The sequence below is a fragment of the Flavobacterium pisciphilum genome, from assembly GCF_020905345.1.
GTDB lineage: Bacteria > Bacteroidota > Bacteroidia > Flavobacteriales > Flavobacteriaceae > Flavobacterium > Flavobacterium pisciphilum.
On record NZ_JAJJMO010000001.1, the window covers coordinates 1,395,002 to 1,412,509 of the forward strand.

The window sequence follows — 17,508 nt, forward strand, 5'->3', positions numbered from 1 at the left end:
TCAAATAATGACATTTGTCATATTAAGGATGAAATTGTCTTCTATTGCTTATTTATTGTCATTCTAATTATCTCTCAGACTATAGCAATTGTATCATGAATAAAATTAACAAAAAATGCTACACAAAAAGAATTTACCACTATTAATAAAGATTCTAAACAACTAATTACTAACAACATACAACCAAAAAAAGGCAGTAATTAAGGTAATCGGAATCTTTCCGAACAAAGTTGCGGTAAAAACGAAGTGCCACTCATTTAAACAAATTTGGTTTTATTAATTAAATTGTATTAAAAAAGCTATTTTTTATAGATGATTGGATCTTTTTATTAAAGGAATAAAAACTTAATTTCAAAAATAATCAATTAAAAATCAACGAATTAAAACTGATTAAAAAACCAAAAAAGACAACTCCTCTATTTATTTTAAAAAATAATTATCTAAATTTTTGGTTTTTATTATATATAATTTAACTTTGTCTATAGAATTAGTAGAGTTTAAATTAAAATAATCTATATTTTGAAAACAATCGAGAGAATATCGAACTACATCCTTCCTAAAGAATACACTTATAACACCTTCTGTTATATGTGTATCTGTTGCTAATTCTCATCGTACTATTTTCGTTAGTATTTACATATCATAAACTATATCGTTTAAACTAACCGAATACCCCTCCACAATTATCTTACTGAAAATACAAAACTATTCTTTGCCTCAACCGTAAGGAACGGCTTGTGGAAAAACATGTAAAAACTAAAAATAAATAATTAACTAAAAAAAAGGAAAATGAAAACTATGTATAGAAGTTGCTGTAAATAAAAAAAGCCATTTCTGCGGCAACAGAAATGGCAGGCTTAAAAAAAATGTGAATCTCTTTATAAAGGAAACGATTGTTGATTTCTCAGCTTTCGCTATGCCTTTACTATTTAAACCAACACAAAGAAATGAAAAAAAAATTAAACATATACTCATTGCTTTTTCTTCTGTTTGTATCAGCAGGAATTAAAGCACAAAATACTACCCCTCTTATACAATCTAAACTCGACGGTACAGTTGTCGATGATATTACAAATCAACCCATTATTGGAGCTTCTGTAAATATTAAAGGTACGACTCACGGAGTAGTAACTGATACAGAAGGAAAATTCTATTTTCAAACGGGTCAAAAATTCCCATATACATTAATTGTAAGTTACATTGGATACAAAAAAGCTGAAGTAATAGTTGATAAAAACCCAGTCACGATTAGCTTAAAAGAAGAACGTCAGGAGCTTGATGAATTAGTCGTTGTAGGATATGGAACTCAAAAAAGAAAAGATATTACTGGCGCAGTATCTTCAGTTCCAAAAGCAAATCTAACTCAGGTTACCTCATCTGCAGATAACTTATTACGAGGAGCAATTCCCGGAGTAGTTGTTACTCAAAGTTCAGGACGTCCCGGAGCCTCTTCGAGTGTTCGTATCAGGGGAGGAAACTCCATCACAGCAGGTAACGAGCCTCTTTATGTTGTAGATGGAATATTGATATACAATGACAATAGCAATAGTACAGCCGGTGTAGCTTTTTCTGGAGCAACCATCAATGTATTGTCAACTATTAATCCCAGTGATATCGAATCGATTGAAGTTCTTAAAGATGCCTCAGCAACTGCTATTTATGGATCACGTGGGGCTAATGGTGTAGTACTTATCACAACTAAAAAAGGAACTAAAGGTCAAGATAATATCTCCTATCAAGGGTATTTCGGTTTCCAAAATGTCTCCAAAAAACTAAACTTATTAAATGCTAGTCAATGGGCAAGTTTACGTAATGATGTTCAAGCCAGTATCGGACAAGCTCCTTCATTCTCACCAGCTCAAATAGAAGCTCTTAAAACTTCAGGAGGATATGATTGGCAATCGGCAGCTTTTAGAACTGCAGCTCCTGTTCAAAATCATCAACTGAGTTTTTCTGGTGGAGATGAACGCTCGAGATATGCTGTTTCGGCAGGATATTTTGATCAAGAAGGAGTTGTGATTGGATCAGATTTTAAACGAATTTCTTTGCGTGTCAATTATGAAAGGAATTATTCGCAGGCTTTTAAATTTGGAGTAAATGCCAATTACAGTAATTCGGTTTCAAATGGTGTAGGAAGTAATTCTAGCAGCCGTCAGCCTAACCCAATAGTAGCTGCATTACTAACCGCTCCAGTGGTTCCTATTAAAAACCCTGATGGAAGTTACAATGTAACTCAAAATCCATATGCAACCTCTGTCAATGGTTTTATATCAAATCCTATTAATGATTTAGAAAATACTATTAACCAAACCAAAATTAATAGAATATTGACGAGCTTATTTGGTGAATATAAAATAACGAAAAAACTAACTGCTAAGGTTTCTGTTAGTGGTGATGTAATTAGTACTAAGCAAAATTATTATGCTCCATCAAATACAACAAACGGTGCAGGAACAAAAGGATTGGCTTCTGTTGGTGATAGATTGGTAGGTTCGGTATTAAACGAAAATACATTGAATTACAACACCTACTTTGGCGAAGACCACAAATTCTCAGCTTTAGCAGGATATACACTTCAATACACTCAAGGCGAAGTAGTAAATGCTGGTGCAAATTCATTTGTAAATGATGCCAATACTTACAATGCTTTACAAGATGGTGTAGGTGTAAAACCATATAGCGATGCATTTGAAAGTGTGCTAAAATCATGGCTAACTAGAGTAAACTATTCTTATAAAGGCAAATATAACTTCACGCTATCAGCTCGAGCAGATGGTTCTTCAAGATTTGGTTCAGAATCACTTTGGGGATATTTCCCATCAGCAGGGTTTTCATGGAATATTACCGACGAAGAATTTGCTAAAAACATCAAAGGTGTGACTGAAGCCAAGCTAAGATTAACAGCTGGAACAACAGGAAATCAAGAAATTGGCAACTACCTTTCATTAGCATCAATGGGTTCTGTTAATTATGCTTTTGGGGGTACGTTACAAACTGGGTTAGCTCCTACTCGCTTGGCTAATCCTGACTTAAAATGGGAAAAAACAAATCAATACAATGTAGGTTTAGACTTGTCTTTACTAGACAGAAAAATAAATTTTGTTTTTGACGTGTATTACAAAAAAACAAAGGACTTACTTATAAATGTACCTATTCCACTTACATCAGGATTTGCCACAGTTCTTCAAAATATTGGAGGTGTTGAAAATAAAGGTATTGAAATTGGATTGATAACGGAAAACTTAAAAACAGAAAACTTCTCATGGAATTCTAACTTCGTTTTCTCTGCCAATAAAAACAAAGTTGTTGCTATTGGAAATGGAGTAGATCAGTTTTTTCCTGTAGTGCCAAATGGCTCTTTATTACAACAACAACCCGTAATAGTAAAAAAGGGATTGCCTCTAGGAACATTTTGGGGATACAAAACCAATGGTGTTTTTCAAACTCAAGAAGAAGTTAATACACAACCAAAAATAAACAGTCTTGCCAATACAAAAGTTGGAGATAGAAAGTATGTAGATACTAATGGTGATGGAATCATTTCGGCTGCAGACAAAGGCAACCTCGGAAGTTCTCAACCTAAATTTGTGGGAAGCTTTAGCAATACCATTTCGTACCGAGACTTCGATTTGAATTTTTCTTTACAAGGATCTTATGGAGGAAAAATATTTAATGCCCTTAACCAACAATTAGAAATCTCAACTCTTGGAACTAATGCAGCGGCAACTCTTGAGGATCGTTGGACACCTACTAATCCTAGTAATGAAATTCCTAGAGCCTCTAGTTCTCCATTAGGAATCGTTTCGGAACGCTATGTTGAAGATGCTTCATTCTTAAGATTAAAACTCATCACTTTTGGATATACCCTACCTAAGAGTCTTTCTTCTAAACTAGGAACAAAGAGCATCAAGTTTTATGTATCTGCCGAAAACTTAATTACATGGACTAAATACACTGGGTATGATCCTGAGGTAAGTTCTTATGAACAAAATAATCTATATCCTGGAATCGACTTTGGTGCGTATCCAAATTCTAAAACATTCATTTCGGGCTTGAACGTAACTTTCTAAGTAAAAAAATAAACGATGAAAAAAATAATAATTACAATACTACTAAGTGCCAGCTTACTTATATCGTGCACTGAACTAGAGGTAACACCTACCTCTTTTGTAACCGAAAACAATTACTTTAAAACTCAAGATGATGCTGTAGCAAGTGTCAATGCTGTATATGCTTCTTTGAGCCTTGATCCTGGTGAGCAAAGTTTGTTTGGAAGAAATCTTTACTTCTTAACTGATATGGCTACTGATTATGCTGCCGCTGGAGTTTCGGCAACCAACCCACAGGTTAGAGCTTTAAGCAGTTTGACTCATGATGCTACTTCTGATCGTGTTCAAGTGGCTTGGCGCCAAATCTACTCTGGAATAAACAGAGCTAACGTAGCAATCGATAATATCCCTAACGTATCTGGTTCTGAGGTTGTGAAAACAAGATTAATCAATGAAGCAAAGTTTATTAGAGCACTTCTATACTTTCAGGCTGTTCGCCTTTGGGGTGATGTGCCAATTGTTTTACATGAACCAAAATCAATACAATTAGAGAGTTTAAAATCAAGAAGAGAGACAGTAGATGCTGTTTATCTTCAAATAATTTCAGACTTAAAAGATGCAGAAAGCTTACCTTCTACTTATCCTGCAAATGATGCTGGACGTGCCACATCGGGAGCTGCAAAAGCTATTTTGGCTAAAGTGTATTTGACAAGAAAAGATTGGCCTAATGCAATTCTTAAATCCAATGAAGTTATTAATGGTGGCTATGGATATGCGCTTTTTGAAAATTTTGCGGATGTATTTAATAAGACGAAAAAGAATGGAAAAGAGCATATTTTCTCTGTACAATTCGAACCTAACCAAGCAGGAAATGGATCTAGCGGAAGTACTTTTCAAGGTACCTCGTTTACAGGATTTACAGCTACAGAACCAGCAGATATTATTTCGGATGTAGCTTTATTTTATGATACCTATGCTACAGGAGATACAAGAAGAGATGTGAGTTATGCTAAACAATTACTCAATCCTAGCACTGGAACCCTGTATACTTTTCCAAAACCAATATTTAAAAAATACTTAGATCTAACAAACTTAGCTACACCAAGTAATGTGGCCATTAATTTTCCAATTATTCGCTACGCTGATATCTTATTGTCATTAGCAGAAGCCACAAATGAGCAATCTGGTCCTACTACCGAAGCATATGAAGCGTTGAACCAAGTAAGAAGAAGAGCGTATGGAAAACCAATCAATAAGCCAGATCCTACAATTGATTTATCTGGATTAACACCACAAACATTTAGAGCTGCTATTCAAGAAGAACGTAAAAAAGAGTTTGTTCAGGAAGGACAACGCTGGTATGATTTAGTGCGTTGGGGAACTTTGGTTACCGAAGTAAAAAAAGTAGCAGCTAAAACGTCTGTTTCCGAAAGAAATAATCTATACCCAATTCCACAAAGCGAGCGCAGTATTGATCCAATAGGATTACCACAAAACACAGGATATTAACTACAAACCATAAATAAAACTATTTAGAAATGAAAAAAATCAAAAATAACAGTAAAATCAAAAGTCCTAAAAATGGGCTTTTGATTACTGCTTTACTAGTTGCACAATTAGGAGCAGTACCAACATTTGCACAAACCACACCAGATACAAACTTTAAGGGGGTAATTGGTAAAACCTTAGCCGATTCAAAAGAATATTGGCCAGAGCCTGTTACAGCCCCAAAAGACGCTCCAAATATTGTATGGATATTGCTTGACGATGTCGGATTTGGTGCATCAAGTTCTTTTGGTGGATTGATACAAACCCCAACTTTTGATAATCTAGCAAATAATGGTTTGCGTTACACCAACTTTCATACAACTGCTATTTGTGCGCCAACCCGTGCTGCATTATTAACTGGAAGAAATTCTGGAAAAGTACATGTTAGCGGATTCTCTCATACAGTTATGTCGGCAGGTTTTCCTGGTTGGGACGGAAGAATTCCATCTGATAAAGGAACCATAGCAGAGATCTTAAGAGAAAAAGGATACAACACTTTTGCAGTAGGTAAATATGGTTTGACTCCTGATGAAGAAGCGACTGATGCTGGGCCATTTGACAGATGGCCAACAGGTAAAGGTTTTGAGCACTTCTTTGGTTTCTTAGGATCGCAAACAGATCAATACAAACCCGATTTAGTCGAAGACAATACCCATGTTACTCCTGATGGCAGACATTTAACAGATCAGATTACTAATAAAGCCATTAGCTATATCACAAAGCAACACAAAGTTGCTCCAAACAAACCATTCTTTTTGTACTATGCACCAGGAGCAGTTCATGCACCTCATCAAGTTGAAGCGTCTTGGAGCGATCCGTATAAAGGAAAATTTGATGAAGGTTGGGATGTGTACCGTGAGAAAGTTTTAGCTAATCAAAAGAAATTAGGAGTAATTCCTGCTAATGCGATATTACCAGAACGCAATCCGCTTATTACCGATTGGAAAAAACTAACTCCTGACCAGAAGAAAGTATATGCTAGATTCATGGAAGTATATGCTGGATATCTTACTTATACTGATCACGAAATTGGTCGAATCATAAAACATTTAAAAGAATCCAATCAATTAGACAACACACTTATTTTTGTTGCAATTGGAGATAATGGGGCTAGCAAAGAAGGAACTTTGCAAGGTACTATCAACCAATCTCTTTTTTCTAAAACTGCATCCGATGAACAGAATCTTCAGAATAATTTAAATAACATTGGAGAAATTGGAACTGCAAAAGGGCTTAACACAAATTATCCTTTAGGATGGGCACAAGCTACAAATTCACCTTTTAAAAACTGGAAGCAAGACGCACAATCAGAAGGAGGAACACGCAATCCGTTAATTGTTTATTATCCAAAAGGAATCAAAGAAAAAGGAGGAATAAGAAATCAATACAGTCATGTAATCGATCTACTTCCTACTACCCTAGATGTTGCTGGAATTAAAGCACCAGAGTATATCCGAGAGATTAAACAAGATAGCATACAAGGTTCCTCTCTATATGCTTCACTAAATAACGCTAAAGCAGAATCCTTACACAAAGTACAATACTATTACATTTTTGGTAACAGAGCCATTTATAAAGACGGTTGGAAAGCGGCAACAGCACATCTTCCTGATTCATTTGCAATAAAAAATTCATTAGGTAAAAATGAAGTTCCTGTGACTAGCAATTTTGACAAAGATGTTTGGGAGCTATACAATCTAAACGAAGATTTTAACGAGCGTATTGACTTGGCAAAGAAATATCCTGAGAAATTGGCAGCGCTAAAAAAGGTATTTGATGAGCAAGCAAAAGAAAACAACCTTTATCCATTAATCGACTGGCAAGATGTATTTAATAGAAGAATACATAACACTGGCGTAAATAAAGATAAAGACCTACAGGAATTGGTAAAAAAAGCAACCCAAACTGGGGCAACTAATTAATAAACAAATCTAGAATTCAGGTCTTTTACCTCAACATAAAAAGACCTGATTCTTTTAAATAAATAATAAAAAATCACAGACTATGAAACGAGTAGACTTTGAAATAATAGGAAAAAAAATCCTCGTTGGAGCGATTATTTTTTTAGTTCCGCTAATCATTTTGGTTGGAGGATTAACATTAATTAATCAAATTTTAAAATAAAGAATCATGGCAGTAACTCATAATTCAAATAGCAAACTTACAAGAGATTTAAGCATTAGTCTTTTGTTATATTCCTTACCTGTAGTAGCTATTTACTTGTATTTTAAATTAAATAATGGCATTGTAACCGAATCCCATCTTTCATTACCCTCTTATTTAGAATTTGCAAAACCTGCATTTCAAAATATCCGTAGTTGGGGATTAATAGTCTTTATGCTGGTTTTAGGCATCGTAGAATTTACTGCTGGTTTGTATGATGATCAATGGACTGGTGAAGAACGCAAAATAGATATTGTTTGTTTCTTGGCTCCTAAATTACTTTTACCTCCAGTAGTTGCTTTTTTTAGTTTAACCGTTTTACCTCATTTAATTCCAAATCTAGAAAACTCACTTTCTTGGGTTCCGTTTTGGGGAGGCTTTTTCTTAATTGCTATAGCCGATGATTTAACTCAATATTGGTACCACCGCTTGCATCATCAAGTTCCGTTTTTATGGCGTTTTCATAGAACACATCATTCGGCTCCATACATGGGAATGGCAATGGCTTCTAGACAAAACTTTATCTACACCATTTTCTTTTCTCAGATTTACTTAACAGCTACTTTAACGTATTTAGGCTTGGGGCTACCTGCTTTATTTGTTTTGGTTATCAAAAGCTTTATCACTTTGGGAGCGCATTCTAGTATTGCTTGGGACAAGCCATTTTATAAATACAAAGTATTACATCCTATTGCATGGGTTTTAGAGCGTTTAATTTCGACTCCAGCCACACATCACGCACATCATGCCGATACTAGCGGAGATGGTGTAGGACATTTTAAAGGCAACTTTGGTAATATGTTCTTCATTTGGGATATGATCTTCGGAACAGGATTAATTACGCGAAAATTTCCAAAATCGTACGGAATGAAATCGTACAAACAAGAAGAATGGTATGCACAATTTCTTTGGCCGATACTCAAATCTAAAAAAGAAGGAAGCGCCTTGGCAGAAGGTGTTCTTGCAGTTCCTGTAACTCAAAAAGCAAGCAACACACCTTCTCCTAGTCCCATTTATTATGAACAGCAAACCCAATCTTAAAAACATGAAAAATTCAAAACTTAAAAATAGTATCACAGCACTAGTCTTGCTATTTACAATCCTAGGCTTTTCGCAAGATAAAAATTCAAATATAGTATCGCTAGAAGTATTTTATACGAAGATTAAAAGTCAAAAAAATCCTCAGATAATTGATGCTCGAGATGCAGAAGAATTTGCATTGAATCATATCAATGACGCAGTCAACTTTAATTTACAATCAGAAAATTATGCCAAGTATGTAGCAGCATTAGATAAATCAAAACCAGTATTTATTTATTCTATCGGTGCAGGACGAAGTGTAGCCTTAGAAAAAGAATTATTAAAAAATGGATTCAAAGAAGCCTACAGTTTAGAAGGTGGAATTGCCAACTGGATTGGAAACGGAAAGCCATTTTATGCTAGTTCCAAAAGTAAATTATCCTTAGCGGAATACAACAAAATTATTGCCGATAATAATACTGTATTAGTTGATATTGGCTCTAAACACTGTGCACCTTGTAAAAAAGTAAAACCTATTTTAGAAACAATCCGAGCTCAGTATGGCGAAAATTTAAAAATTGTAGAGATAGAACTTGAAGACAGCCCACAGGTGATTGCCGATTTAAAAACAGTAAAAGTTTTCCCAACCTTGATTTTATACAAAAAAGGAAAAATTGTATTTAAGAAAGAAGGCTTAGGTGATTTAAAAAATGATGTTGATGTGGCTTTGAATTAAAGACGCTGAGGTTCTGAGACACTAAGGTTTTCTGTGGAGGCGCACCGCAGTGCGTCTAAAGATGCTAAGATATTTTATCAATAAATTAAAAATTATTCTCGCAATATTGTCTTTCTGAGGAACGAAGAACCTACACGAGTAGCTCGCCAATTTAAGAATACTTTATGTTAGTTTCTTTCGGAGATTCTTCGTTCCTCAGAATAACAAGTTGGGGTTAATTCACTCCTTCTTTGCCATACCTACAAGGTCAAAAAGGTCTTGCCTAAAAAAACAAAAAATATTAAAATGTCAATTAAAACAAAACAATATACCATTCACGAAGACTGGACAGTAGTCCTATTGGGATTTTTAATAATCGGAATATCTCTTTTTATTTTTCTCCCTTCTGTTCCTGTATTCAAATGGTCGAATGGAAATGATTTACTATATCATGTATTCGATTCTGAAAATTTACAAATCATTGGTTTACAATTTATATACCTTATTTCTATAGGAACAATTGGAGCTTATTTAACGGGAAAGTCCGCAAAGAACTTCTTATTGGGTTTTCCAATTGTTTATGTGCTAACCATAGTAGCTTTGATTATTGCAGGAAATACTACGATAAAAGGATTCAATCTAGAAGCTGTAATTTTTAGTTTGATTATAGGTTTAAGTATTGGTAATTTTTTCAAACTTCCTGAATGGTTTCGTTCCGCATTGTCAACAGAAATATTTGTAAAAATTGGATTGGTTCTATTGGGAACAAGCGTAATCTTCTCAGACATTCTTAAAGCCGGAACCTTAGGATTATTTCAAGCTTTAGTAGTCGTACTATCCGTTTGGTACTTTGCGTATTGGTTGTGCAAAAAACTAAAAGTTGATGATGAGCTAACTATGATGATTTCTAGCGCAGTTTCAATCTGTGGTGTTTCGGCAGCTATTGCAACATCCGGTGCCATCAAGGGAGATTCAAAAAAACTATCCTATGTTATTTCAATGGTATTGGTTACGGCAATTCCTATGATGTTATTTATGCCCATAATTGCCAAGTATTTCAACTTCCCCGAAGAAGTAACAGGAGCTTGGTTGGGTGGTAGTATTGATACCTCAGGTGCTGTTGTTGCATCTGGTTCGCTCGTAGGAGAAACGGCTTTAAAAATAAGTACGATTGTAAAATTCTCTCAAAATGTCTTGTTAGGCTTAGCTGCTTTTGCCATATCTGTTTATTGGACCTATACACATAATAAATCGGACGAGGCAGTCGCATCCAAACCGACATTAGGAATCATTTGGGAACGCTTCCCCAAGTTTGTTATCGGTTTTATAGCCGCTTCATTAGTCTTTTCATTCCTTCTTACACCCGAAGCTCGAGATGAAGTCAAGGACAGTTTAAAGAACTTACAAGGTATTTGGTTTGCACTGGCTTTTACAAGTATAGGTTTAGAAACCAACTTTAAAGATTTACTAAGCAACAACAGTAAGAAACCATTATATGCTTTTTTAATAGCACAACTATTCAATGTTATTATTACCCTAATCATTGCCTTACTATTATTTAGCAATTAAAATACAGGCAGGATTGAGCCAACAAAAATTTAAAATAAAAATGAAAAAAATAGTTATTACACTAAACCTTCTGCTTGCAACAGTTGCCTTAGTTCCCGCACAAAACCAAGCGTCAAAACCCAATATTATTCTTATTATGGTTGATGATATGGGCTATTCAGATTTGGGAAGTTATGGATCAGAGATTAAGACACCAAACCTAGACAAACTAGCCAAAGAAGGGTTGCGCTTACGGGAGTTTTACAACAATTCTATTTGTGCGCCAACGCGAGCTTCGTTATTAACAGGTCAATATCAGCATAAAGCAGGCGTTGGATTCTTTGATGTTAATCTTGGATTACCAGCCTATCAAGGCTATTTAAACAAAGAATCATTAACCTTAGGAGAAGTTTTTCGCTCGGGCGGATACAGCACTTTATTATCCGGAAAATGGCATGTCGGTTCTGAAGATCAAGCGCAATGGCCAAACCAAAGAGGATTTGATAAATTTTACGGAATCCTAAAAGGAGCATCAAATTATTTTGACACTAAACCTTTGCCTTTCGGAAAAACCCCATATCCAGTAAAACTGCTAAAAAACAATGTCGAATTACATCCAAAAGATGATTCCTATTATTTTACAGATGAAATAGGAAATAATGCAGTAACATTTCTAGAAGAACAAAACAAAGAAAACAAGCCTTTCTTCCTGTATTTAGCTTTTACAGCACCACACTGGCCACTACAAGCAAAACCTGTAGATATTGCCAAATACCGAGGAAAGTTTGATGAAGGCTGGGATGTTTTAAGAGAAAGAAGAATTCAGAAATTAAAAGAAAACGGAATCCTCCTAGCCGATCAAACTATTGCTCCAAGAGATCCCGAAGTACCAGAATGGAGCAAATTAACCTATGATGAAAAACAATTTTGGAAAGCTAAAATGGAAGTTTATGCGGCCATGGTTGATAATATGGACCAAAATGTTGGAAAAGTTTTAGCTGAATTAAAAGCATTGAAGAAAGATAAAAACACGCTAATTATTTTCATTTCTGATAATGGAGCACAAGGAGGTTTTAATAGCTACAATCAATTAAACAGGGGGCTTGTAAGAAACACAGGTCCAGTAGGAACCTCGGGGTCGTTTGATTATCAAGAACAAAACTGGGCTTACTTATCCAATACCCCGCTGCAACAATATAAAAACAATATGCACGAAGGAGGTTTTAGCTCTCCATTTATTGCATGGTATCCATCACAAATAAAAGCTGGAAGAATTGATAAAGGAACAGGACATATCATAGACCTCGCTCCTACTTTTTATGAATTGGCTGGAATAGAATATCCAAAAGAATATAATGGCACGGCGTCTAATCCTCTGGTTGGAAGGAGTCTATTACCTGTTTTATTTAATAATGTTTCACAGGTAAATAGAGGCGCCCCATTATTTTGGGAAAGAGCAGGCAACCGCGCTGTAAGAGATGGCAAATGGAAATTAGTTTCTATTTATCCATCTTATGAGTGGGAACTCTACAACATTGATACTGATAGAGGCGAAACAACCAATGTAGCACAACAAAACCCTGCAATTGTAAATCAATTATCAGAAAAATATTTTGATTGGGCAGAAAAAACAGGAGTAGTTGAATACAGCAAATTCAAGCTAAAAAGTGAGCTGATGCCTGGTGGAGCTCCTCTAAAGAAATAGTTGCTTTTTTTGATATTTTAAGCAATTATAAACAAAAAGCGATAGTTCTTGGACTATCGCTTTTGATATTTAACAGCAAATAAAACTACACAATAAATAAAGAATACCAATATTAGATAAAAACTACACAACCATACTGTTAAATAACAACAAACAAACTATATAAATTGAATTAAAAATTAAACTATTAACAATAGTAATCATTTATTTTAAGACAAATACACAAATAAAACCCATAATGTTACATTTTATACAAAAACACGCTTATTTGTGATATTTTATGTTAAAAAATAAACATTCATTAACATATATTTAAGATATTTGAGAACTAACCTTAAACTTTAAAAAATGAAAATTAACTTAAAGTATTTTTTATGGCTTGTGTCGGTATTATTAGTGCAAATAGCCAATGCACAAGAAGGATTTATATCTGGTATAGTCACCGACTCAAAGAAAATCCCTATTCCTGGAGTAAACATCCTCGTAAAAGGAACAAAGACCAGTACACAAACTGATTTTGACGGAAAATTTAAGATAGCCGCAAACAAGGGAGATCTTTTAATTGCAAGTTATGTAAGTTTTGCTACAGTTCAAGTACCAGCAACAAATTCAATGACAATTCAGTTAACCGAAACTCAAAATGAACTTGAGGCTGTTGTAGTTGTTGGTTATGGAACTCAGACTAAAAAGAATCTAACAGACAACATTGCTAGAGTAACAGCAAAAGACATCCAACAAATACCCGTTTCCAATCTGCAAAATGCGTTGGTAGGTAAATTAGCTGGGGTACAAATTACTCAAACAAATGGTAAAATCGAAGGAGGTATAAGTGTTAGAGTTCGTGGTGCAGCAAGTATTAGTGCTGGAACACAACCCTTATATGTACTAGATGGTATTCCGTTAATTACTGACGATGAATCTGGTAATGGAGCTCCAACCAATCCCCTATTGACATTAAGCACAAACGAAATTGAATCTATCGATGTTTTAAAAGATGCTTCATCTGCAGCTATCTATGGAGCACGTGGTGCAAACGGAGTTGTAATAATTACTACTAAAAGAGGAAAAGATGGAAAAGGGACTTTCTCTATTAATATGTCACAAGGAATTAGCGAGGCTACCCATAAAAAAAAATGGCTGAACTCAAAACAATATGTTGAATTATTACTTGAAGCAGGTCGAAATGTAAATGATTTAGCATCTGTAGAAGATGAATTAGAGTTTTTATCACAAGGGACAGATTGGAGAAATGGAGAAGTAAACACCGACTGGCAAAAAGAGGCTATAAAAACAGGGTATACAACCGATGCCGATTTTTCAGTTTCAGGAGGTGATGATAAAACCAAATATTTTATATCAGGCTCATACAACAAAACTATCGGAATTATTGATAGTAATAACTTAGAAAGATTAACTGCCAGAACCAACTTATCTCACAAAGTATCAGACCGTTTTACTGCAGGAATGAATATTGGTTTTTCAAGATCATTAATAAATAGAGTTCAAGATGACAATTCATTTTCAACTCCATTACAATCTGTAGCACAAGCACCAATATCTCAAGCTAGACTAGCAGACGGAAGTGCAAATCCAAATACAGAATATTCAAATTATCTTTTAGCCAAAGACAACACCTTCTGGAAAACAATTATGAGAAGAGTTATCGGAAAAGTTTACGGAGAATTAAAACTATTTTCTTCTTTAAAATTTAATTCAGACTTCTCATACGATCTTTTAAGTCAAACAGAAGATTACTGGCAAGGAAAAAAAGCCCCGTTTATGGCAACAGATGGTGCTGTATTTGCAACCTCAGTAAATACCGAAAATTATGTTTTTAGTAACTATTTTACTTTCGATAAAACATTTGCAGAAAAACATACTATAAACGCAGTTGCAGGTATGGAATTCAATAAATACAACAGACGCTACCAAGATGTGAATAGTATTTATTTTCCAAATGATTCCTTTCAAACTGTTGATGGTGGTGCCGAAGTAAATGAAGGTCACGGAAGCGAAACCGATTATGCATTCGTTTCCCAATTTGGAAGATTAAATTATAGTTATGACAATAAATATCTTTTTAAAGCCAGTATCCGTCGTGATGGATCGTCACGTTTCGGGAAAAATGAAAGATTTGGAGTGTTTCCAGCATTCTCAGCAGGTTGGGTTGTATCTCAAGAAAACTTCTTAAAAGAAAATACTGTTTTAACTTACCTAAAATTAAAAGGAAGTTGGGGTAAATTAGGAAATGCAGAAATAGGAAATTTTGCTTCACGCCAATTGTACAGACCTAATCCTTATAATTTAAAATCGGGGCTTACTTTTGATCAAGCAGGAAATGATAATCTTACTTGGGAAAAATCAACACAAACAGATGTTGGTTTTGAAATTGGATTCTTAAACAGAATCTCTTTAGAAGCAGATTATTACCAAAAAGACACCGATGGATTACTTTTTGAAGTTCCGTTGCCTTTGAGCTCAGGAGAATCAACAATTAATAAAAACATTGGAAAAATTAGAAGTAATGGTTTTGAATTTACTTTAAACACAAAAAATATTGAAACCGAAAATTTCAAATGGAATACAAGCTTCAATATCACCACAAACAAATCCAAAGTAAAATCATTGCCAAATAATAATACTGATATTGTTACTGAATTTACCATCAACAGAATTGGAGAAAGCATTTCATCATTCTACTTAGTTGAATATGCAGGAGTAGATCCAGAAAATGGAGATGCCCTTTTTGTAAAAAACACTACAAACGCCGATGGAAGTATTGACAAGAGTACAACCAATGATTATAGCGAAGCAAAAAGAGTTATTACTGGAAATCCTTTTCCAACTTTAATGTCAGGTTTAACAAATACCATTGCTTATAAAGGCATCGATTTCTCACTTACATTTCAAGGAGAATGGGGTGCTAGCATTTATAATGCAGCAGGGAGATACCAATCTACAGCAGGTGACTATTTTGATAACCAAACATTAGATCAGTTAAATCGTTGGCAAAAACCAGGTGACATAACAAGTGTACCACAAGCTAGATTTGATTCATCAAATGGAACACAAGAATCTACACGTTATTTAGGAAAATCAGATTTTATTCGTTTGAGAAACATAACTTTAGGATATTCTTTACCTAAACAAGCAGTAAACGACATGGGAATGAGCAATTTAAGATTCTACATCACAGCTGTTAACTTACTAACTTTTACAAATTATGAAGGATCAGATCCAGAAGCCAGAAGAGATGATAATAATGCTATTGGGCAAGAATTTTACTCAGCTCCACCTGCAAGAACAATTGCTATGGGAGTAAATATTAATTTTTAAAACGAACAATGATGAAAACAAATAAAATATTTTTATATCTATTTTTCGTAGCCTTATTTGCAAGTTGCGAAAGTGAACTGAATATAGACCCTAAGCAAAGAGAAGATGCTTCAGAAACCTTAAGCACAGAAGGTGGTGTAATAAATGTACTTACTGGAACATATGCTTTGGCAGCAAACGGTAATGCTTATGGCGGAAGAATTTTGGTCTATGCTGATTTGCTAGGCGTTAGTGCCTCACTGAACACAACAGATCTTAGATGGAGAGGTAGTTTTGGAGAATTAAGACAGATGTACAATAAAACAATGTTGTCCGATAACGTAATTATTGAAGGCACCTATTCTAGATGTTACGAAATAATTAATGCATCAAATACAGTAATTGAAAATATAGACAAGGTCAAAGATCCAAATAAACAGGCAGTAATGATTGGTGAAGCCAATTTTTTACGATCTCTAGCCTATTTTGATTTGGTACGCTTTTTCGCAAAACCTTATGTGAGTGGCCAAGCCAATAATCAATTAGGAGTTGTAATTAGACCAAAAGCTATTTATGATTTTAGTGTTGACCTTTCAAAAGAAAGAAGTACTGTCGATGAAGTTTACAAAGTAATCATTGATGGTTTAAAACTTGCCTATACTAATCTACCTGACGAAAATAGCTTTTATGCTGATAAATATGCTGCAGGTGCATTACTAGCAAGAGTATATCTACAACAAGGCAATTATGATGAAGCAAGAAATGCTGCCAATGATGTTATCGAAAATAGCGGACATAAATTGTCTCAAACCTATGCAGCTGCTTTTAATCATGATACTGATCTAATAGAAGATGTATTTTCAATACAAATTACAAAACAAACAGGGGTAAATGATGCAAATACTTTTTATGCTTCAGAAAGTAATGGAGGTCGTGGTGGAGATTTTTCAATCAGAGATCATTATTTAGAAAAATTTAGTGATCCTGATGATAGAGCCACTTTTAATTATGTTGATGATGGAACGGGAAGAACACTAACATCTAAATTTATTGATCAGTTTGCAAATGTAGGCATCATTCGTTTAGCCGAAATGTACTTGATAAGAGCCGAAGCAAATTTTAGACAAGGAACTGCTCTTGGAAACACACCGCTTGATGATATTAATGTTATTAGAACAAGAGCAAAAGCAGATAATTTGTTAGCAATTACTCTAGATGATATTCTATTAGAACGTGAACTAGAATTAGGAATGGAAGGTTTCTTAATTCATGATATCAAAAGAACAGCACGTTCTATTGACATTAGTGAAGATGGTGACGGATCGGATTTGATTCTTTATGATGCCGATAATATGGTATTCCCAATACCATTAAAAGAAACGGATGCCAACAAAAAAATCACCCAGAATCCGGGATATAGTAAGTAACCAACAAAAAAACCATTC

9 protein-coding genes are annotated in these 17,508 nt (G+C 34.6%); all 9 read left to right on the forward strand.

Going from position 1 to position 17,508, the window contains the following annotated elements; genetic code table 11:
• Nucleotides 1-947 precede the first annotated feature (947 nt).
• Nucleotides 948-4,070 (forward strand): SusC/RagA family TonB-linked outer membrane protein, encoded by a 3,123-nt coding sequence (locus LNQ49_RS05390; protein ID WP_229987659.1) that lies wholly within the window; start codon nucleotides 948-950, stop codon nucleotides 4,068-4,070.
• A 15-nt stretch (nucleotides 4,071-4,085) separates the two neighbouring features.
• On the forward strand, nucleotides 4,086-5,558 hold the full coding sequence (locus LNQ49_RS05395; RefSeq protein WP_229987660.1) for a RagB/SusD family nutrient uptake outer membrane protein: 1,473 nt from the start codon (nucleotides 4,086-4,088) through the stop codon (nucleotides 5,556-5,558).
• A 29-nt stretch (nucleotides 5,559-5,587) separates the two neighbouring features.
• Nucleotides 5,588-7,519, forward strand: a complete 1,932-nt coding sequence (locus LNQ49_RS05400) for an arylsulfatase (protein WP_229987661.1) — start codon at nucleotides 5,588-5,590, stop codon at nucleotides 7,517-7,519.
• Between the two features lie 208 nt (nucleotides 7,520-7,727).
• Nucleotides 7,728-8,801: a sterol desaturase family protein gene (locus tag LNQ49_RS05405; protein ID WP_229987662.1), complete on the forward strand. Its 1,074-nt coding sequence runs from the start codon at nucleotides 7,728-7,730 to the stop codon at nucleotides 8,799-8,801.
• A gap of 4 nt (nucleotides 8,802-8,805) precedes the next feature.
• Nucleotides 8,806-9,516 (forward strand): thioredoxin domain-containing protein, encoded by a 711-nt coding sequence (locus tag LNQ49_RS05410; protein WP_229987663.1) that lies wholly within the window; start codon nucleotides 8,806-8,808, stop codon nucleotides 9,514-9,516.
• Nucleotides 9,517-9,801: 285 nt separating this feature from the next.
• Nucleotides 9,802-11,064, forward strand: coding sequence for a YeiH family protein (locus LNQ49_RS05415; RefSeq protein WP_229987664.1), 1,263 nt, complete (start codon nucleotides 9,802-9,804; stop codon nucleotides 11,062-11,064).
• A 40-nt stretch (nucleotides 11,065-11,104) separates the two neighbouring features.
• Nucleotides 11,105-12,748, forward strand: coding sequence for an arylsulfatase (locus tag LNQ49_RS05420; RefSeq protein WP_229987665.1), 1,644 nt, complete (start codon nucleotides 11,105-11,107; stop codon nucleotides 12,746-12,748).
• Between the two features lie 348 nt (nucleotides 12,749-13,096).
• On the forward strand, nucleotides 13,097-16,084 hold the full coding sequence (locus tag LNQ49_RS05425; RefSeq protein WP_229987666.1) for a SusC/RagA family TonB-linked outer membrane protein: 2,988 nt from the start codon (nucleotides 13,097-13,099) through the stop codon (nucleotides 16,082-16,084).
• 11 nt (nucleotides 16,085-16,095) lie between these two features.
• Nucleotides 16,096-17,490, forward strand: coding sequence for a RagB/SusD family nutrient uptake outer membrane protein (locus LNQ49_RS05430; RefSeq protein WP_229987667.1), 1,395 nt, complete (start codon nucleotides 16,096-16,098; stop codon nucleotides 17,488-17,490).
• Nucleotides 17,491-17,508: the final 18 nt, after the last annotated feature.

What these genes read in the sequence shown, in the direction of transcription:
- LNQ49_RS05405 (WP_229987662.1), top strand. Translation starts at nt 7,728, where the DNA reads ATGGCAGTAACTCATAATTCAAATAGCAAACTTACAAGAGATTTAAGC.
- LNQ49_RS05400 (WP_229987661.1), top strand. Translation starts at nt 5,588, where the DNA reads ATGAAAAAAATCAAAAATAACAGTAAAATCAAAAGTCCTAAAAATGGG.
- LNQ49_RS05415 (WP_229987664.1), top strand. Translation starts at nt 9,802, where the DNA reads ATGTCAATTAAAACAAAACAATATACCATTCACGAAGACTGGACAGTA.
- LNQ49_RS05390 (WP_229987659.1), top strand. Translation starts at nt 948, where the DNA reads ATGAAAAAAAAATTAAACATATACTCATTGCTTTTTCTTCTGTTTGTA.
- LNQ49_RS05410 (WP_229987663.1), top strand. Translation starts at nt 8,806, where the DNA reads ATGAAAAATTCAAAACTTAAAAATAGTATCACAGCACTAGTCTTGCTA.
- LNQ49_RS05395 (WP_229987660.1), top strand. Translation starts at nt 4,086, where the DNA reads ATGAAAAAAATAATAATTACAATACTACTAAGTGCCAGCTTACTTATA.
- LNQ49_RS05420 (WP_229987665.1), top strand. Translation starts at nt 11,105, where the DNA reads ATGAAAAAAATAGTTATTACACTAAACCTTCTGCTTGCAACAGTTGCC.
- LNQ49_RS05425 (WP_229987666.1), top strand. Translation starts at nt 13,097, where the DNA reads ATGAAAATTAACTTAAAGTATTTTTTATGGCTTGTGTCGGTATTATTA.
- LNQ49_RS05430 (WP_229987667.1), top strand. Translation starts at nt 16,096, where the DNA reads ATGAAAACAAATAAAATATTTTTATATCTATTTTTCGTAGCCTTATTT.